Source organism: Cellulosimicrobium sp. XJ-DQ-B-000, from assembly GCF_031119065.1.
In the GTDB taxonomy this organism is placed as follows: Bacteria; Actinomycetota; Actinomycetes; order Actinomycetales; family Cellulomonadaceae; genus Cellulosimicrobium; species Cellulosimicrobium funkei.
This window is the reverse complement of sequence record NZ_JAVHYN010000008.1, coordinates 1-18,551: the sequence shown is the minus strand read 5'-3', so window position 1 is coordinate 18,551 and position 18,551 is coordinate 1. Positions and strand designations below refer to the sequence as shown.

The window sequence follows — 18,551 nt, the reverse complement described above, 5'->3', positions numbered from 1 at the left end:
GCGCAGCCCCGGTCAGGCCCGCACGCTGAGCGTGCTGCCGCCGCCGGGGAGGCGGCGGACCTCGACGCGCTCCGCGACGGCCTGCTTGAGCGCCTCGACGTGGGAGACGACGCCCACGACGCGCCCGCCCGCGCGGAGCCGGCCGAGCGCCGCGAGGACGGCCTCCAGCGTCTCGGGGTCGAGGCTGCCGAAGCCCTCGTCGACGAACAGCGTCCCGAGCTCGATGCCGCCCGCCTCGGCCGTGACGACGTCCGCGAGCCCGAGGGCGAGGCACAGCGACACGTAGAACGTCTCCCCGCCGGACAGCGTGCGCGGGTCGCGCTCGCGCTCCGTCACGTGGTCGAGCACCTTCATCGCGAGGCCGCGCTTGTGCGCCCGCACGTCCTCGCGCGTCGCGCTGCGCACGAGCTCGTACCGCCCCGACGACATCTCGGCGAGGCGCTCGTTCGCCGCAGCGACCACGTCCTCGAACCGCTGCACGAGCACGAACGTCGCGAGCGAGAGGTCGTGCGCGTTGTCGCCCGTGCCCGACGCGAGCGCCGCCATGCGCACGACCGGTCCCGCCGCGTCCCGCGCCGCGGTCCAGCCGTCGACCGCCGCCCCGACGCCCTCGGCCGCCGTCCGGGCCTCCTCGGCACGGCGGGCGACGAGCTCGTGCTGCCGCGCCGCGGCCCCGGCCACGGCCTCTGCCTCGTCGACGGCGGCGCGCGCGCCCGCGACGTCGGCCCGTACGTCCTCGGGCAGGTCGGCGAGCGCCGGGTCCGCGAGGCCGGTCGCCGTCGCGGTCCGCGCCGCGTCGTGCTCCGCGACGCGCTGAGAGAGCGCGTGCCGCTCGGCGTCGTCGAGCACCGCGGCGAGCGCCTCGGCCGCGTCCACGAACCCCGACCGCGCGACGAGCGCGGCGACGTCGGCCGCACGCTCCTCGCACGCCCGCTGCGCGGCGGCGACGGCGCTGCCCGCGTCCGCGAGCGCGTCGATCGTGCGCACCCGTCCCTCCAGCGCGGCCGCGAGGACGGCGACGGGGTTGCGCGCGCCGCCCTCGTCGGCGAGCGGGTCGGGCAGGTCCACGAGCTCCACGAGCGGGCCCGCCGCGTCGAGCTCGGAGCGGATCTCGGCGCGGTCGCGCGCGAGGGCCGCCTCGATCTCCTGGAGCCGCGCGGTCGTGCCCGCGACCGCCTCGGCGAGCCCGGCCGCCCGGGCCTCCAGCGCACGCGTCTCCGCGTCCAGCTCCTCGAGCTCGCGCTCGGCCTCGGCGCGCTCACGCTCCGCGGTGCGCGCGGCGGCCACCAGCTCCTCCGCGTGCGCGACCCGCTGCCCGGCCTCCTGCGGGGTCAGGCCGTCGGCGTCCCGACGACGGGCGTCGCACCGCTCGGCGAGCACCTGAGCGCGGGCCGAGACGTCGTGCAGCAGGCGCTCGGCGTCCGCGCGCTCCCGCTCGGCGCGCTCGACGTCCTCGACCGCCGGGTGGTCCTCGGCGAGCGGCGCCGGGTGCGGGTGCTCGGCCCCGCCGCACACCGGGCACGGCTCGCCGACGGCGAGGCCCGCGGCCAGCTCTCCGGCCAGACCCGCGATGCGCGCAGCCCGCAGCCGGGCCTCGTGCTCCACCGCCTCGTGCGCCCGGACCGCGGCCCGTGCCCGCTCGGCGTGCGCCTCGGCCGCCTCGGTCGCGAGCGCCGCCGTCTGGCGCGCCGCCTCCTCGACCGCCCGGGCGCGATCCGCGCGCTCGCGGAGCACCCCGAGCGCGCCCGCGGCCTCCGCGAGGGACGCGACCCGCGTGCGCAGGGCGTCGCGGCGCGCCGGGCGTGCGTCGAGCTCGGCCAGCACGCGACCCCGCTCCTCCGTCGCCTGCGCCACCTCCTTGCGCCCGTCGGCGAGCTCGCGGTCGCGCCCGGGCAGCGACGCCCCCACCGGGACGAGCCTCGCCACCCGCACGGCCGCCGTCGCGACGTCGGCGCGCAGGGCCTCGAGCGTCGTCGGGTCGGCGTCGGCGAGGGCGGCGGGCGCCCCGGTGCGCGCGAGCGCGAGCCGGTCGAGCGCGGCGCGCAGGGTCTGCTCGGCGCGCGCGAGGCCCTGGGCGGCCGGGGCGACGACCGCGGCACGTGCCGCCGCGTCCGCCCGACGGCGACACTCGGCCACCGCCACCTCCTCCTCGTCGAGGCGCGCCGCGTCGGCCCGCAACCGGGCTCGCCGCTCCAGCGCGTCGTGCCGAGCGCGCTCGTGCTCGAACCGCTCACGCGCCGCGGCGAGCGTCGCGTCGGCCCCCGCCGCGCGCTCGGCCAGCGACGTGGCCTCGGCGTCGAGGCGCGCGACGTGCGCGACGGCGAGCGCGTGCACGCCCGGCGTCGACTCCGCAGCGGCCGGGGCGCCGCCATCGTCGGCCCGCCGCAGCCGGTCGTCGTCGTGCGCGGCCTCGCGCAGCCGCCGCGCGTCGTCGGGCTCGAGCCCGGCGGACCCCACGAACCGCTCCGCCGCGCCCACGACGCCCTGCCGCGCGGCGTCCGTGCGCGATCGCGCCGCGCGCGCGAGCTCCGCCAGGCGCGCGGCTGCGCGGTGGTAGAGCTCCGTGCCGAAGACCTTCTGGAGCAGCACGGCCCGGTCCTCGGGCTTCGCGCGCAGGAACGTCGCGAACTCGCCCTGCGGCAGCACGACCGTCTGCACGAGCTGGCGCCGGTCGAGGCCCACGAGCCGGCGGATCTCGTCGCCCGCCTCGTCGAGCCGTGCGGACAGCAGCTCGCCCGCGGCGTCCTCCACCGCGTCCGGCGCGTCGGTGGGTGGCACCTCGGCGAGCCGCCAGAGCCGCACCGAGGCCTGCTGGGTCGTGGTGCCGGTGCCGCGCTTCTTGGGGCGTCGGTACTCGGGCGTGCGCCGGACCCGGAAGACCCCCGCCGGGACCTCCAGCACGAGGTCGACGTACGACTCGACGTCCGGTCCCGCGAACGCCGAGCGGAGACGGTCGTCGCTCGCGGCGTCGGAGGCGACCTTGCCGTAGAGCGCGAACACGATCGCGTCGATGATCGTGGACTTGCCGGCGCCCGTCGGCCCCTCGAGGAGGTAGATCCCGGACGCGCCGAGCGCCGCGAGGTCGACGTGGTGGCGGCCCGCGAACGGGCCGATCGCCTGGAAGGTCAGGGAGTGCAGGTGCATCAGGCGCTGCGCTCCTCGGCGAGCGCGAGCTCGAACGCCTCCCGCAGCACGACGACCTCCGCCTCGCTGGGGGCGTGGCCGGAGACGTGCTCGACGAAGTCGCGCGCGACGTCCAGCGGGTCGCGCCCCGGCCCGACGGCGGTCACGACCTCCCGCTGGGCGACGCGCGGGGGGCGGTGCGTCACCTGGAGCGCGTGCGGGAACCGGGACCGGACGCGGGCGTACAGCTCGGCTGGCCGGACCGGGTCCGTCACGACGACGCGCAGCCAGTCGTCGACGTGCGGCTCGCCCGCCTCCCCGAGCAGCTCGTCGAGCGAGCCGGTCACCTCCGCGAGGCGGCGCGGCACGGGAGCGGGGACCAGCTCGACCGCCGCGTCCGCGTCCGTGCGGACCCGGTCGACGTCGACGAGCGCGGTGGACTTGCGCTGGTGCAGCTCCGAGAAGGAGAACGCGAGGGGCGAGCCCGAGTAGCGGGCGACGGTCGCCACGCCGCCGTCGGCCTCTCCGCCGCCGACCTCCGGGACGGTGACGCGCTGCGGCCCGTGCAGGTGGCCGAGCGCCACGTAGTCCACCCCGCGGCCCGCGAACGCAGCGGCCGGGACGGCGTCCACGCCGCCCACGCGGATGTCGCGCTCGGAGTCCGACGCCCGACCACCCACGACGAACGCGTGCCCGACGACGACCGCCCGCACCCCCGGGTCCGCGGCGCGGCGCCGCGCGAGGTCGGCGCCCACCCGGCGCAGGGCCGCCCCCATGACGGCCTCGTGGGACCGCGCGAGCGGCCGCTGCCTCACCGAGTCGCCGCCCACCCCCTCGGCGTCGGGAGCGTCGGCGTCCGGCGCGTCCGCGAGGACGTGCCGGGCCGTGTCCGGGTCGAGGTACGGGAGCGCGTAGACGAGCAGCGGCGAGGCGTCGCCGCTCGTCGCACCGGGGCGCGGGCCCAGGACGACGGGCGCACCGACGTCGGCCAGGCGTGCCCGCACGTGGACGCCCGGGCGCAGGAGGCGGTCGACGAACCCGAGCCGGACGGCGGAGTCGTGGTTGCCCGGCGTGACGACGACGTGCGCGTGCTCGGCGAGCCGCGTCACCGCGTCCGAGAGGAGGGAGACGGCGTCGACCGGCGGGATCGCGCGGTCGTAGACGTCGCCCGCGACGACGACCGCGTCGACCGCCTCGGAGCGGGTCAGCTCGACGAGGTGGTCGAGGTGCGCGGCCTGGTGCTCCAGAAGGTCGACCCCGTGCAAGGTGCGCCCGAGGTGCCAGTCGGAGGTGTGCAGGATGCGCATGCCCGCACCGTACCGGCCGGTTCCCACAGCCCCGGGGACCCGGGGCGGCGGCGGGCGCGTGGGTGTCAGACGGCGCCGACGACCTCGATCGGGCCCGTGGAGGCGCCGCTGCGCTCGACGGGGATCCGCCCGCCCATGCCGATCATGTCGAGCAGCTCGACGATGCTCGGCGACGGGTCCCGGAGCACGACCTCGCGGCCGTCCTCCTCGCCGAGCATGTAGAGCTGGATGATGAACGCGATGCCCGAGGAGTCGATGAAGGTGACGTCGGCGACGTCCACCACGACGCGCCCGCGGGTGTCCAGCACGTAGGACATCGCCTCGCTCGCGCGGTCGCGCAGCGCTGCGTCCACCTCTCCCCACATCGTCACGACCACGCCGCCGTCCGCCGGGGCGTAGACGATCCCGCTCGTCCGGTCGATCGCGCTGCCTGTGTCCACGGTTCCCGCTTCTCTCGAGTCGTCCTGCTGCTGTCGGCCGCCCCTCCGGACAACGTCCGGCGGTGGTGGCCTGTTCCCTGCGCCTGCCTCATGGCTCCGTCCGGACGCCGGCCGTGACCGTCGGGCGGCGGGTCGGACCAGGCGACCGTGACCGGAGCACCCCAGAGTCTGCACCCGGCGCGGGGCGCACACCAGCCCGCGCGGCGGTCGACCGCGACCTTCCTCCGAACCCTCACAACCCGGACCGCGTCGGTGCCTCCGCGCGCCGCCCGGAGCCCCGGGAGCGCCACGAGGAGGCGCAGCCCGGGCGGCGTCGCGGTCTCGTTCCCCTACCCGCTACAGGGGCTCGGTGACGTCGGCGACCTGGGCCCCGAGGGCGGCCACGAGGGCCTGCCCGTCGACCGTCGCGGCCACGCCGTGCTCGCCCGCGCCGATGGAGACGAGGTGGTCGCCGTCACCCGGGGCTTCCGGGGTCGCCGGGTCGCCCGCGACGTCCACCTCGTCCTCGCCGCGCACGGCGACCACGCGCACGTCCGCCACGACGGGCCACGCGTGCGTGGCGCCGAACGGCGTGATGGTGCCGCGCTCGTACCCCGTGACGTCGCGCGCGACCTCCTTGTCCGGCATGGACAGGCGCGACACCCCGAGCAGCGCGCGCAGCTTGGGCCACGAGATCTGCCGGTCGCCCGGGACGAGCACGAACAGGTAGTCGTCCTCCGCACGCCGCACGACGATCGTCTTGAGGACGCGCGCCGGGTCGACGCCGCGCGCGGCGGCCGCCTCCTCCAGCGACCCCACCCGGCCGTGCCGGGTGAGGGTGAAGTCGATGCCCGACGCCTCCAGCGCCGCCACGGCGCGCTCGCTGCTCATGAGAACCGACCCTAGCCCTCGCCCCCGACGCACGGGCTGCCGTAGCGGGGCCGCAGCCCGTCAGACGTCGTCGAACTCCGTCACGACGGTGCGCCAGTACTCGGCGCCGTCGCGCGTGCGGTGCACGAGGCCCGCGTCGACCATCGCGCGCCGCAGCGACACGGGGTCCGCGGCGCGCGCCGCGAGCCGCTTGGTCAGCGTGAGCTCGGTGACGGGCTCCTCCAGCGGGAGCACCTGCGCCGCGAGGTACCGCACGACGAGCTCGCGGTCGCGCCACCGCTTCGGCATGCGCAGCAGGCGTCCGTCCGTGAGGAAGCGGTCGGGGCCCGTGGGGCGCGGCGTGGGCGCGGACGCGAGCAGGGCCGCGAACCGCTCGGGCGCCGCCCGCAGGAAGCCCGTCTCCTCGCGCACCACGACGCCCGCGGCGAGGAGCGGCGCGAGCCGACGGCGCTCGTCGGCCGACAGCACCGCCTCCGCGGGCCCCTCGGTCACGACGCGCGCGAGCACCTCGAGCCGTCCCGCGTCGGCGAGCGACGCGACCACCTGCTTCCACGCGTTGTCGGGCACCGGGGCGCCCGTCCGGTCGTCGTCCACCGCCCGACCCTACGCACGCCGCGCCGCGGACGGCCACCGCGTTCCCGGACCCCGCACCCCGTGCCCCACCTCCCGGGCGCCCCACCCCGCGGCCGGACCGACGAGCGCGGCGGGGACGTCAGGCGAGGTGCACGGCGTCGCCCTGCCAACGGCGCCGCAGCCACCGGTCGTGCGACGCCACGACCACGGCGCCCGGCCACTCCTCCACGGCCTCCATGAGCTCGCCCGCGAGCGTGAGCGACACGTGGTTCGTCGGCTCGTCCAGGAGCAGCACGTCGGGCGCCTGCGTGACGAGCATCGCGAGCACCACGCGCCGGCGCTGCCCCACGGAGAGCTCCGCGAGCCGTCGCCCCAGGTCGCGCGGCGCGAGGAGGCCGTGCGCGTCCACGGCCGCGTCGCGCGCGTCCGCCGGGTCCACGCCCTGCGCGAGGGCGAGCAGCTCGCGCGGGGTGCGGTCGTCGTCGTGCAGGTGCACGTCCTGCTCGAGCAGCCCCACCCGGACCCCGCGCGCCCGGCCCACGGTGCCGACGTCGGGCGCGAGGTCGCCCGCGAGCACGTGCAGCAGCGTGGACTTTCCGGCACCGTTGGCCCCGGTGACGAGCAGCCGGCTCCCCCGCGCGACCTCGATCGACGGGACGCCCGACGCCGCCATGTCGAGCCGGTCCGGCCGCTCGCCCGGGGCCGCCCCGGGCCCTCCGCGCCCGGGCCGGTGCACGACGACGCCGCGCGCCCACGCGACCACGTCGCCACCGCCCGGCGCGAGGCGGGTCCCCCCGCTCGGCGGTGCGAAGCGCAGGGGCGGGGGCGGCTTGCGCACCTGGTCGCGCTCGAGCACGTCGAGCCGCTGCTGCGCGTTGCGCACGCGCCGCGCGATCTGGCCCTGCACGCGCTCGCCCTTGAAGTCGTAGAGGATCTTCGCCTGGTTGCCCCGCTCACGGTTCTTCGCGACGTCCCGGGCCGTCACCGCGACCCCGCGCCGCAGCTCCGCGAGCTCGGCCTGCTCCGCCTCGAAGCGCTGCTCCCAGCGCTCGCGCTCGACGCGCTTGGCCTCGAGGTAGTCGCCGTACGTGCCGCCGTAGAGGGTCCCCGCTCCCCCGCCGCGTGCCGCGTCCCCGCCGCCCGCGCCGCGGAGCGGCTCCGCGACCGGGTCGAGGTCGAGGATCTCGGTGCACACCTCGTCGAGGAACACGCGGTCGTGGCTCGCGAGCACCACGGCGCCCGGGAGCGCGCGCAGCGCCGCGGCGAGGAACTCCGCCGCGTCGTCGTCGAGGTGGTTCGTCGGCTCGTCGAGCAGCATCGCGCCGGGCTGGCGCACGAGCAGCGCGGCGAGGCCGAGCCGCGTGCGCTGGCCCCCGGACAGCGACCCGACCTCGCGGCCCGCGACCCCGTCGACGTCGAGCCCCAGACCCGCGAGCGTGCGCGCGGCCCGCGCGTCGGCGTCCCAGACGTCGGCGAGCTCGGCGCGCGCGAGGGCGCGCGCGTACGCCTCCTCGGCACCGGGGACGGGTTCGCCGCCCGGGTCGCCGGCGAGGGCGAGCGCCGCCTCCTCGAGCTCGCGCTCGATCCCGCGGACGCGCGCGAGCGCGTCGTCGACGACCGCGCGGACCGACGTCGTCGGCGGGTACGGGAACTCCTGGTGCAGGAACCCGAGGTCGGCGGGCCGGCTCACCGTGCCGTCGTCTGGGGCGAGCGTGCCCGCGAGCACCCGCAGGAGCGTGGACTTGCCGACACCGTTCTCGCCGACGAGACCCGTGCGATGGCCGGGGTCGACGGCGAGGTCGACGCCGCGCAGGACCGCGCGGCCCGCGAAGGACACGCGGACGTCGGACGCGCGCAGGACAGGGGTGGGACGTGCCATGGGTGATCACCTACCAGGTGCCCGGGTGGCGCGCGCACGCCGCGGAGGGCGGCGGGGGCCACGGCGACGGGCTCGACGGGACGGAGCGGCCGGGGCGGGTGAGGATCACATCGCGCCCGACGCTACGCCGTCGGCACGGGAGGCGCACGGCATTTTCCCGGCGGCGCCCTCGCGCCGGACGCGGCCACGGTTCCGCCCGGGCCCGACGACGCCCCTCGGCTCAGGGGGTGGTCGGCTCCGTCCCGGGGGCCGTCGGGGCCTGGGTCGGCGCGACCGTGGGCTCGGGTGCCGGGTCCGTCGGCTCGGGTGACGGCTCGGGCTCGGGCTCGGGCGGCGGCCCGGACGAGACGACGATCGCGACCGTGCTTCCCGGCGCGACCTGGGTGCCGGAGCCCGGCGTGACGGACAGCACGGTCCCGGGCGCGGCCTCGTCGACCTTCGTCGTGACGCTGACCTTCAGCCCGGCGCCCTGCAGCGCTGCCTCCACGGTGGCCTGCTGCCTGCCGACGAGGTTCGCCGGGACGGCGACGGTCGTGGGCGGCGGCGGGTCCGTGGGCTTCGTCGGCGGGGGTTCCGTGGGCGTGGGCGTGGGCGTCGGTGCCGGGGGCTGCGGCGCGGGCGGGGTCGTCGGCTTCGGCGCGGGGGCGCTCGGCGTCGCCGGCTTCTGCGGCGTGGACGGCGCGCTGCCCTCGGCAGGCGTGTACCGCGTCGGCATCTTCCCCGCCGCGAAGAACTCGAAGTGCCACGGCTCCGGCTTGGAGCCGTTGGGCCGCGCCCATGCGGGGTTGTCCCAGCCGTAGTCCGGGCCGTGCGTGCGGAGCCAGACGTACTCGAGCGACGTCCCCGACGGCACGTTCCCGCCGACGTCGATCGCGAGCCCCCATCCGTGCTGCGACGTGCCGGGCACGGCCGCGAGGTAGGGCTTGACCGCCTTGAGGCGCACCTGCTCGTCGTAGGGGCGGTACGCGTCGGTGATCTTCAGCGCGTACCCGAACTCCTTCTCGAACTCGGCGGCGAGGGCCTCGAGCTGCTCCGCGGCGTCGCAGCGCAGGGTCTTGCCCGGCGCGAAGTCGAGCGCGCACAGCGCCTCGGGCGGGATGCGGCCGTTCTGGTACTGCGCCGTCGAGCCCGCGTACCGCTCGACGACCTCGGCGAGCCGCTCCGCGAGGGTCGTGCCCGCGAGCGCCGTCGCCCCGGCGGCCGGGACGACCCCGACCGGTACGAGGTCGGTGCCGAGCAGCTCGGCGAGCGTCGTCGCGGAGGCGAGGACGTCCTCCAGCGTCACGTCGCCGTGCGCGTGGTCGTCGCCCTCGGCGTGGTCGCCGTCACCGCTGTCAGCCGAGCCGTCGGCCGGGTCCTGGGAACCGTCGAGCTCACCGGGGGCCACCCCGTCGGGCGCGGGCACCTCGTCCTCGGGCAGCGTCCGGTCGCCCGGCGACCCCGCGTCTCCCGCGGATCCCGTGCCGCCGGGGGCGGTCGGGTCCAGGGGCGTGCTCGTGCCGGGCGCCGGGCTCGGCGTGCCGCCGGGGCTCGGGGAGTCGCTCGGCGAGGGGTCGGTGGACGCGCCGGGGGACGGGCTGCTCGTCGGGCTCGGCGAGGGCGCGGTGGGCGTCGCCGCGGTGCGGACCGCGTCGGTCGCTACGTCGCCGGCGGCGTCGACCGTCGCGGGCTGCTGCGCCGGGCGGTCGGTCGCGGGGTCGTCGGTCTCGTCGTCCGTGCCCGTCGTGGTGTCGTCGGTGCCCGCGCCTGCGCCCGTGCCGGGGCCGAGCGGCTCCGGCAGCTCGGGGACCTGCGCGCCGTCGAGCGACTCGTCCAGGTCGAGGTCGCCGTCGGGCACGAGGGGCGCGGGGACGCGGCGGGCCGCGTCCTGCTGCGCGAGGTAGGTGGCCAGGAGCATGCCGAGCTCGGCGCGGGCCTGCTCGACGGGCGGGGAGACGTGGCCGTCGTCGAGCGCGTTGGCCGTCGCGAGGACCTCGATGGCGCCGTCGAGCTGCTGGCCCTCGTCGAGGCCGGCCCCGAGGGTGCTCGAGAGCGCCGCGACCTGGGTCGCCGTGGTCGCCTCCTGCGCGAAGAACGACGCGCCCGGGCGGGGCTGGGCGCTGCCGGCGAGTGCCGCGGCGAGCGTGATGGCGAGCGCCGAGGAGATGAGGACGTGCGACACGGCCCGCGCGCGTCGTCCGAACGACTCCGGACCCACCGCGGCGGCGGGCGCGGGCTCGGGCGTCACGGGCGCGTCGTCCGCGCCCTCGTGCTCCGCCGTGGTGCTCACCGCTCACTCCCGTGCTTCGTGCCCTGCCACGGACCTGCGGTCCCGCACGCCGGATGTGCGCGTCGTCGCGCCCGACGTCACGGCTGCGCGCGCACACGATCGGTGTGCTGCACGCCACAGTGCCCTCGTCCGCCTACCGTACACCGCCTCCACGAGGCTCTCACCCTCGTCTCATGTTCGCGGTGGACAATCGCTCCATGAGTTCACCGACACGTCACCGCAGGTCAACGTCCCGCGCGCTCGCGCTCGGTGCAGCCGTCGCCGCGACCGTCGCGCTGGGTGGGTGCGCCGAGGACGGCTCGGTGAGCGTGCCGGAATTCACCCTGACGGGCGACCAGGTCCAGCAGTTCCTCGACGACGCGGGCGCGCAGGTCGAGACGATCGGCGAGGACGTCCGGTCGCTCACGGACGACCTGGGCACCCTCCCGGACGACACGCGCGCCCGCGCGGAGGAGGCCGTCGCGTCCGCGCAGGAGGCCGCCGACGAGGCCCGCGCCGCGGCGGACGAGGCGGCGTCCGCCACGGACGAGACGCGCGCCCAGGCCGAGCAGCGCCTGGCCGACGCCGAGGCCGCGCTCGAGGACGCGTCCACCGAGCTGGGCGACGTCGCGGGCACCCTCTCCGGTGCCGACGCCGCGGTGCGCGACGCGATCGAGAGCCTGCGCACCCGGGTCGACGAGCTCCGCGCGGACCTCGAGGACGCGTCCGGCTCCTGACCGCACGGGCCGGGCGCGGGCGGCCCGCGCCCGGTATCGCCGGACCCTCGTCCGCACCGGGGACCTAGGTCCCCGGGCCCGGCGACTTTTGCCTGACGTCCACCCTTCCTTCACAGGGGTTTGCTTGGTCTCAGGAGCCCGACCGCACCGGACGGGTCGATGAGAGGGGACAGTGATGAAGGGGACGATCGAGCGGAACGCCAACGCGCCGCTCCCCACGGTCGAAGGCACCGAGCCGGAGACCCTCAGCCTCGCGGAGCGCGCCACGCGACCCACCCAGGTGGTGCTCGGCGTCCTGCGGATCACGATCGGGTTCTACTTCCTCTGGGCCTTCCTCGACAAGACGTTCGGGCTCGGGTTCGCCACCCCCGCCGAGCGGTCGTGGATCAACGGGAACAGCCCGACCACCGGCTTCCTGTCGAACCTCGAGGGCACGTTCTCGGGCTTCTTCAGCGGCCTCGCGGGGAACGCGTTCATCGACGTGCTCTTCATGGTCGGCCTGCTCGGCATCGGGCTCGCCCTGATCCTGGGCATCGGGATGCGCATCGCCGCGGTGAGCGGCACGCTCCTGCTCCTGCTCATGTACCTGGCCGAGCTCCCGCTCGTGACCAACCCGATCATCGACGACCACATCACGATGTCGCTGACGATCATCGCTCTCACCCTCCTCGGGGCGGGCAGCGTGCTCGGCCTCGGCAAGGCGTGGAAGAGGATCCCGTTCGTCCAGCGCAACGCCTGGCTGGTCTGACGGTTCGACCGCCCGCCGTGTGCGGCGGGCCACGGGGCGACCGATACCGCGCGACGATCTGAGGCCGTCGCTGCAGGGAGTCGCTCCCGGGGGAAGAGGGGCGTGCGGGCGGTGGGGAGACCACCCGCACGTCCCGCCCTCCGCGCCCGGCAGGGCGACCGACAGCTCGACGGAGCCGGTCGCCCGCCGGGCGCCTTTCTGCGTGCCCGGCCGGGGCAGCCCGGTCCGGTGCGCCCCCCGGCGTCAGCCGAAGCGGGCCAGCAGCTCCGCCGCCTGGGGATCGCCCTGGGCGGCCGCCTCGTGCCACAGGGCCATCGCCTCGGCGACGCGGCCCGCCCGGAGGCGGAGCACCCCGAGGCTCGTGCGCGCGGTCGGCTCGCCGGCGAGCGCCGCCCGCTCGAGCAGGTCCTCCGCGTCCGGCCCGCGGCCCGCGCGCACGTAGAGGTCCGCGAGGGCCGCCGCGACGCGCGCCTCGCCCGACCCCGCCCACCCCTCGAGCAGCGCGACGGCGTCGTCCGGGGTCAGCGCGCCGCTGCGCACGAGCTCGACCGCCGCCTCCCAGCTCTCGCCCGACGTCGCCGCGAGGACGTCCTCGGCGGCGTCGCGCTCCCCCAGCTCGGCGAGCACCTGCGCGAGCCGCACGGCCGCGCCCTCGACACCCTGCGCGAGCTCGTACCAGCGGCGGGCCGCGTGCAGGTCGCCGCGCTCCGCCGCGACCTGCGCGGCCATGAACGCCCCCAGCGCGTCGCCCGCCAGACCGGCGAGCTCGAAGCAGCGGAACGCCTCCACGGCGTCGCCCGCCTCGTGGTGCGCGACGCCCAGCCGGTACACGGCCCCCGGCACGCCCTGCTCGACGGCCGCCTCGTAGAACGGGACCGCGGCGGCCGGGCTGCCGAGCGCGCGCAGGTCGTCGGCGATCGCGACGAGCTCGGCCGGGTCGTCGGGGTGCAGGTGCCCGACGGCGGACCGCAGGTCCGCGAGGGCGCTCGCCGCGGCCTCGGCGGGCGCTCCGGAGCGCGGGGCGACGTCCGCGCCCTGGTCGGTGGTCGGCATGCGGCACCGCGTCCCTTCGGCCCCCTGCGTCGACGGCCCGGTGGTCCGGGACCTGCGCGACGGCGACGTGCGGCCGGCGGCAGGACGGCGTCGGACGTCCCGAGATGTGGACGCACGATAGCGCGGCGGTGTCGCCCACGTCACACCCCGGGCGAGACGGGTGCCGCCCGGCCGCCGGGGTCTGGGAGACTGCATCGGGTGAGCAGAACGACCGACCTGCCGGCCAGCGCCGGGCAACGCGTGCTGGACGCCGTCGTGGCGGTGACGAGCGACCTCGACCTGCCGCAGGTGCTGCGGCGCATCGTCGACGCGGCGATGGAGCTCACGGGCGCCCGGTACGGCGCGCTCGGGGTGCTCGACGCCTCGGGGCGCGAGCGCCTCGCGCAGTTCATCCCCCTGGGCCTCTCGGACGACGAGGTCGCCGAGATCGACCACTGGCCGCACGGCGAGGGTCTGCTGGGCGAGCTCATCGACCACCCGGCGCCCATCCGCGTGCCGGAGATCGCCGACGACGTGCGCTCGGCCGGCTTCCCCGAGGGCCACCCGCCCATGCACACGTTCCTCGGCGTGCCGGTGCGGGTGCGCGACACGGTGTTCGGCAACCTCTACCTCACCGACAAGCAGGTCCCCGGGGGCGGGTGCGAGGAGTTCACCGCGGAGGACGAGGCGGCCGTGGTCGCGCTCGCCGCCGCCGCGGGCGTCGCCATCGAGAACGCGCGGCTCTACGGCCGGGCGAAGCAGGTGGGTGTGCTGGAGGACCGCGACCGGATCGCGCGCGACCTGCACGACGTCGTCATCCAGCGCCTCTTCGCGTCGGCCATGACGCTCATGAGCGTGCAGCCGCTCGTCAGCGACCCGAACGCGCGCACGCGCATCGAGGAGACCGTCTCCGACCTCGACGAGACGATCCGACAGATCCGGTCCACGATCTTCGCGCTGCACACGGCCACGGACCCGGACGCGCCCTCGATCGAGGACCGGTTCCGCGCGCAGGCCGAGGCCGCGACGACCGTGCTCGGGTTCGCGCCCGAGGTCGACGTCGAGGTGGCGGCCGAGGGGTCGGGCGCGGGCGTGACCGACGGCGGCCCCAGCCTGCCGGCCGAGGTCGCGGACCAGCTCGTCGTCGTGCTCGGCGAGGCCCTGACCAACGTCGCCCGGCACGCGCAGGCGAGCCGCGTCGTCGTGCACCTGGCCGTGACCGCGCACGAGGCGCGCCTCACCGTCACGGACGACGGCGTGGGCATCCAGCCCGGCGGCCGGCGCTCCGGCCTGCGGAACATGCAGGCGCGCGCCGCCGCGCTCGGCGGGTCGAGCACCGCGACCGCCCGGCCCGACGGCGGCACCCGCCTCGAGTGGTGGGTGCCGCTCGGCTGACGCGCCGGGTGCTCAGAGCGTCCGGTGCATGACGTGCAGGCCGACGAGCCCGTGCACCGGGTGGTCGAACGCCTCGGGGACGGTCGCGAGGATCGTGAACCCCAGCGACTCCCAGAGCCGGACCGCGCGCTCGTTCGTCTCCACGACCGCGTTGAACTGCATCGCCCGGTAGCCGTCGGCGCGCGCACCGTCGAGCACGGCGCGCGCGAGCGCCCGGCCGACGCCACGCCCGGCGCCGTCGGGCCCGACGACGAAGCTCGCGTTCGCGACGTGCGCCCCGGCACCGGGGTGGTTGGGCAGGTACTTCGCCGTGCCGAGCACGGTGCCGCGGGCGCCGTCCTCCGCCGGGACCGCGACGAGGACGCGCGCGCCCGGGGCGTCGAGCCACGCGGCCCGGGCGTCGGCCTCGGTCATGTCGCGCGGGTACGTGTACGTCTCGCCCGCGCGGAAGACGGGCTCGAGCGCCCGCCAGATGCCGGGCCAGTCCGCGGGCGTCCCGGCACGTACCTCGATCGTCGCAGTCACCGGGCGAGCGTAGTGCGCGGGCCGCGGGTCAGCGCAGGATCCTCCGGCCGGTCACGATGCGCGGCACGACCTTGATGACGCGGTCGCGCACGCCGGGCACGAAGGTCACGAGCGGGAGCGCGAGCAGCCGCGCGCGCTCCACCGGCTCCGTGACCTCGAACGTGCGGCCGACGAGCACGACGGACCACCCGGAGCGGGCGTCGGCGTCGAACGAGTCGACCTCGAACGCCACGACGGCGCGGCTGGCGGCCACCGCGAGCTTCGAGCCCTCCGCGGTCCGGAACACGACGTCCGGGCCGTCGAGCACGAAGTTCACCGGCTGGATCGCCGGCAGCGCGTGGTCGGTGTAGACGATCCTGCCCACGGGGACGGTCGCGAGGAGCGCGTAGCTCTCCTCCGGCGTGAGCTCCGCGAGCCCTGCCGAGGCGCGCGGGCGCTCGGCGGTCGCGAGCCCCCCGCTCCCCACCGGTGCCCCTGTCCCGGTCCGCTCGACTGTGTCCATCTCCACATCGTCGCGCCGCGGTGTCAGATCCGGGAGTGCCGAAGGTCCCGACGCCGCGCGGTCGCCCGGTCCGTGGGCGTCGGCCCCCGGTCCGTGCGCGGGCGAGCCCTCGGGCCCCGTCCCGCCCTGCGGGTCGGGCCCGCCGTCAGGGACGCTGCGCCGGGCCACCGTGCTGCCGGTCCCCGGTGGGACCGCCCGCGCCCGGGGCGCCCTGGCGGGACGCCTCCTCCTGGCGCATCTCGGTCGCGAGGACCGCGACCTGGGTGCGGCGCTGCAGGCCGAGCGTCGCGAGGACGTGGGAGACGTAGTTCTTGACCGTCTTCTCCGCGAGGTAGAGGCGCTTGCCGATCTCGCGGTTCGTCAGGCCCTCGCCGATGAGCGCGACGATCTGGCGCTCCTGCTGGGACAGGCCCTCGAGGCGGTCCGGCGTCTCGTCCGCGGCGTGGCGCAGGCGCTCCAGCACGCGCGCGGTGCTCGCCGGGTCGAGCAGCGACCCGCCCGCCGCGACCGTGCGGACCGCGCCGACGAGGTCGGACCCGTGGATCTGCTTGAGCACGTACCCCGACGCCCCGGCGAGGACGGCCTGGAACAGCGCCTCGTCGTCGGCGAAGGACGTGAGCATGAGGCAGCCGACCTCGGGCAGCTCGGAGCGCACCTCGCGGCACACCTCGACGCCCGAGCCGTCGGGCAGGCGCACGTCGAGGATCGCGACGTCGGGGCGCGTCGCCTTGATGCGGGCGAGCGCGGAGGCGGCGGTGCCGGCCTCGCCGACGACGGTGATGTCACCGGCGGCCTCGAGCAGTGCGGCGACGCCGCGGCGGACCACCTCGTGGTCGTCGAGCAGGAACACGCGGATCGGGTGGGGAGAGCCCATGCCCTCAACGTAGCCGGTCGGAGGGGGATTCTCGCGCGCGCCCGCCCGTGGCGCCGCGGGTGCGGGACCTTCGTCCCGGTGGGTCGTGCCGAGCGTCCCGCGCGTCGGGGGCGGTCGCCGGGTGCGGCGGACCGCCCGCGCGCGGTATCCAGGAGGTGTGGCAGGTGGCGGGACGACCGCCACGAAGGGGACGACAGGACCGAGGTGGTCATGGTGAGCGGATCGACGCAGCAGGTCGTGCTGGTCGGTGTGGACGGCAGCACGACGAGCGGCAAGGCCCTGGACTGGGCGGTGCACGAGGCGGCGCGTCGGGGCGCGGAGCTGCGCGTGCTGCACGTCGCGTACGTGCCCGTCGTCGCGACGCCGTTCGTCGGCGGCGCGTACTACCCGAGCGTCGAGGAGCTCGGCGAGATCGCCGGCCCCATCCTCTCGGCCGCCGCCGAGCGCGCCGCGCGCGTGGACGCGTCGGTGCCTGTGCGGACGCTGCTGCGCTCCGGCCCGCCCTCGGAGGCGCTGCTCGACGAGGCCAAGGACGCCGACCTCGTCGTCGTGGGTTCCCGCGGGCTCGGGTCCGTCGGGTCGATGTTCTTCGGGTCCGTGGGGACCCGGCTGGCCGCCCGCGCGCCCGTGCCGGTCGTCGTCGTGCCGCCGTCCGTCGAGCGCGTGGAGCGCACCACCGACGTCGTGGTCGGCGTCGACGGGTCCGTGCACGGCGACGCCGCGCTCCGGTTCGCCCTCGACGAGGCCGCGCGCACCCGCTCCCGCGTCGTCGCGGTGTGCGCGTGGCGGATGCCCACCGGACCGCTGTGGGAGGAGAACCCCGCGTTCTACACCGCCGCCGAGCGCGACGCGCGCGCCGAGGCGTCGCGCACCGTCGAGGCCGCGCTCGGGCGCGTGCGCACCGCGGAGCACGACGACGTCCTCGTCGAGACGTTCGTCGTCGACCGCGAGCCGTCCGTCGCCCTCCGGGAGGCCGCGGCGGGGGCCGCGCTGACCGTCGTCGGCTCGCGCGGCCGCGGCGACCTGCGCGGCATGCTCCTCGGCTCGGTGAGCCAGGAGGTGCTGCACCACGCGACGCACCCCGTCGCCGTCGTGCACGCGGCGCGCGACTAGGGTGCCGTCCGCGCGGGGCGGGGACGCCGTCGGGCCGCTAGCGTCGAGACCGTGAGCGACGACGCGCAGGCCCTCCCGCACGACACCTCGTGGCCCCGGGCGGGCGACTGGCCTGGGCCGACGGGTGACGCCGTCGACGTCGCGCTGCTCGGCGTCCCGGCCTGGCGCACGTCGCTCTCGCCGACCGGCACCCACGCGACACCCGCCGCGGTGCGCGCCGCGCTGCGCCGGTACAGCCCCGCGCTCGTCCCCGACCGCCCGCTGCCCGACGGCGGCCCCTCCGCCCGCGTGCGACCCGTCGCCTCGGGCGGTCCCGCGGAGCGGACCGGCCCCGTCGACCTCGCCGAGCTCACGTTCGCCGACCTCGGCGACGTCGACGAGCCCGACGGCGCGGAGGGCGAGGCCCGGACGCGCGCGGCGGTCCAGGCCGCGCTGGAGCGCGCTCGGCTGCTCGTCGCGCTGGGCGGCGACAACTCCGTGACCGTCGCGACCGCGCTCGGCGCGTGGGACGACGACCTCGCCACCGCGGGCCTCGTCACGCTCGACGCCCACCACGACCTGCGCGACGGTGTGTCCAACGGGTCACCGGTGCGACGGCTCATCGAGGCGGGGCTCGACCCGCGGCGGGTCGTGCAGGTCGGCATCGCGGACTTCGCGAACTCCGCCGAGTACGCGCGCCGCGCCGTCGAGCTGGGGATCACCGTCGTGCACGTCGACGAGCTGCGCCGGCGCGGGCCCGAGGAGGTGATGCGCGCGGCCATGGAGGTCGCGGGCGCCGCGGGCGGGCCGGTGCACCTCGACGTGGACGTCGACGTGTGCGACCGCTCCGTCGCCCCGGGCTGCCCCGCGAGCGTCCCGGGCGGGATCGCGGCGTGGGAGCTGCGCGCCCTCGTCCGTGCCGCGGCGCTCGACGGCCGGCTCCGCTCCGCCGACGTCGTCGAGGTCGACGCGACGGCCGACGCCCCCGACGGCCGCACGGTCCGCCTCGCCGCCCTCTGCGTCCTGGAGCTCGCGGCCGGCCTCACCCTCCACCCGCCGACCTCGGAACCGGCACTGACGTAGCCCCCCCCCCCCGCCGAGCAGGCGGTTCCGGCCGGTCCACCAGGTGGTCCTGGCACGACACGCGACCCGGACGCACCAGGACCACCTGTTCGACGCCGGGTGGGTCAGGGGTGGGGGTGGGTC

General features: G+C 77.2%; 16 protein-coding genes. 5 read left to right on the top strand and 11 right to left on the bottom strand.

Going from position 1 to position 18,551, the window contains the following annotated elements:
* Nucleotides 1-12: 12 nt before the first annotated feature.
* The 7 genes from RDI86_RS12235 to RDI86_RS12205 form a co-directional block, all read right to left on the bottom strand.
* Nucleotides 13-3,144 carry an AAA family ATPase gene (locus tag RDI86_RS12235; protein WP_308821494.1) on the bottom strand — a complete coding sequence of 1,044 codons (3,132 nt, stop codon included), beginning with the start codon at nucleotides 3,142-3,144 and terminating at the stop codon, nucleotides 13-15.
* Nucleotides 3,144-4,430, bottom strand: coding sequence for an exonuclease SbcCD subunit D C-terminal domain-containing protein (locus RDI86_RS12230; protein WP_308821493.1), 1,287 nt, complete (start codon nucleotides 4,428-4,430; stop codon nucleotides 3,144-3,146). The genes RDI86_RS12235 and RDI86_RS12230 overlap by 1 nt, the downstream gene beginning before the upstream one ends.
* A gap of 65 nt (nucleotides 4,431-4,495) precedes the next feature.
* Nucleotides 4,496-4,870, bottom strand: coding sequence for an STAS domain-containing protein (locus tag RDI86_RS12225; RefSeq protein WP_021483854.1), 375 nt, complete (start codon nucleotides 4,868-4,870; stop codon nucleotides 4,496-4,498).
* A 336-nt stretch (nucleotides 4,871-5,206) separates the two neighbouring features.
* On the bottom strand, nucleotides 5,207-5,740 hold the full coding sequence (locus RDI86_RS12220; protein ID WP_308821492.1) for a YbaK/EbsC family protein: 534 nt from the start codon (nucleotides 5,738-5,740) through the stop codon (nucleotides 5,207-5,209).
* Nucleotides 5,741-5,800: 60 nt separating this feature from the next.
* The gene (locus RDI86_RS12215; RefSeq protein ID WP_308821491.1) at nucleotides 5,801-6,334 is read right to left on the bottom strand and encodes a DUF2087 domain-containing protein; all 534 of its coding nucleotides are present in this window, start codon (nucleotides 6,332-6,334) and stop codon (nucleotides 5,801-5,803) included.
* A gap of 118 nt (nucleotides 6,335-6,452) precedes the next feature.
* Entirely contained in the window at nucleotides 6,453-8,192 is a 1,740-nt protein-coding gene (locus RDI86_RS12210; protein WP_308821490.1) for an ABC-F family ATP-binding cassette domain-containing protein, read from the bottom strand.
* Nucleotides 8,193-8,412: 220 nt separating this feature from the next.
* Nucleotides 8,413-10,461 carry a D-alanyl-D-alanine carboxypeptidase family protein gene (locus tag RDI86_RS12205; RefSeq protein ID WP_308821489.1) on the bottom strand — a complete coding sequence of 683 codons (2,049 nt, stop codon included), beginning with the start codon at nucleotides 10,459-10,461 and terminating at the stop codon, nucleotides 8,413-8,415.
* A 302-nt stretch (nucleotides 10,462-10,763) separates the two neighbouring features.
* Here RDI86_RS12205 and RDI86_RS12200 point away from each other — a divergent pair, with 302 nt between their 5' ends.
* Together RDI86_RS12200 and RDI86_RS12195 are read left to right on the top strand one after the other, a co-directional pair.
* Nucleotides 10,764-11,177, top strand: a complete 414-nt coding sequence (locus tag RDI86_RS12200; RefSeq protein ID WP_308821488.1) for a hypothetical protein — start codon at nucleotides 10,764-10,766, stop codon at nucleotides 11,175-11,177.
* Between the two features lie 175 nt (nucleotides 11,178-11,352).
* Nucleotides 11,353-11,925, top strand: a complete 573-nt coding sequence (locus RDI86_RS12195; protein ID WP_076404297.1) for a hypothetical protein — start codon at nucleotides 11,353-11,355, stop codon at nucleotides 11,923-11,925.
* Between the two features lie 243 nt (nucleotides 11,926-12,168).
* Here the strand turns inward: RDI86_RS12195 and RDI86_RS12190 are convergent, their stop codons facing one another.
* Nucleotides 12,169-12,978: a tetratricopeptide repeat protein gene (locus tag RDI86_RS12190; RefSeq protein WP_308821487.1), complete on the bottom strand. Its 810-nt coding sequence runs from the start codon at nucleotides 12,976-12,978 to the stop codon at nucleotides 12,169-12,171.
* Nucleotides 12,979-13,176: 198 nt separating this feature from the next.
* Here RDI86_RS12190 and RDI86_RS12185 point away from each other — a divergent pair, with 198 nt between their 5' ends.
* The gene (locus tag RDI86_RS12185) at nucleotides 13,177-14,352 is read left to right on the top strand and encodes a GAF domain-containing sensor histidine kinase (RefSeq protein WP_308821486.1); all 1,176 of its coding nucleotides are present in this window, start codon (nucleotides 13,177-13,179) and stop codon (nucleotides 14,350-14,352) included.
* 12 nt (nucleotides 14,353-14,364) lie between these two features.
* Here RDI86_RS12185 and RDI86_RS12180 read toward each other — a convergent pair whose 3' ends face one another.
* The 3 genes from RDI86_RS12180 to RDI86_RS12170 form a co-directional block, all read right to left on the bottom strand.
* Entirely contained in the window at nucleotides 14,365-14,877 is a 513-nt protein-coding gene (locus RDI86_RS12180; protein ID WP_244985558.1) for a GNAT family N-acetyltransferase, read from the bottom strand.
* 28 nt (nucleotides 14,878-14,905) lie between these two features.
* Nucleotides 14,906-15,379: a pyridoxamine 5'-phosphate oxidase family protein gene (locus RDI86_RS12175; protein ID WP_081599918.1), complete on the bottom strand. Its 474-nt coding sequence runs from the start codon at nucleotides 15,377-15,379 to the stop codon at nucleotides 14,906-14,908.
* A 145-nt stretch (nucleotides 15,380-15,524) separates the two neighbouring features.
* The gene (locus tag RDI86_RS12170) at nucleotides 15,525-16,253 is read right to left on the bottom strand and encodes a response regulator transcription factor (RefSeq protein WP_081599919.1); all 729 of its coding nucleotides are present in this window, start codon (nucleotides 16,251-16,253) and stop codon (nucleotides 15,525-15,527) included.
* Nucleotides 16,254-16,466: 213 nt separating this feature from the next.
* Between RDI86_RS12170 and RDI86_RS12165 the strand changes: the two genes are divergently transcribed.
* The gene (locus RDI86_RS12165; protein WP_163185049.1) at nucleotides 16,467-17,366 is read left to right on the top strand and encodes a universal stress protein; all 900 of its coding nucleotides are present in this window, start codon (nucleotides 16,467-16,469) and stop codon (nucleotides 17,364-17,366) included.
* Between the two features lie 51 nt (nucleotides 17,367-17,417).
* Nucleotides 17,418-18,428 (top strand): arginase family protein, encoded by a 1,011-nt coding sequence (locus RDI86_RS12160; protein ID WP_308821484.1) that lies wholly within the window; start codon nucleotides 17,418-17,420, stop codon nucleotides 18,426-18,428.
* Nucleotides 18,429-18,551: the final 123 nt, after the last annotated feature.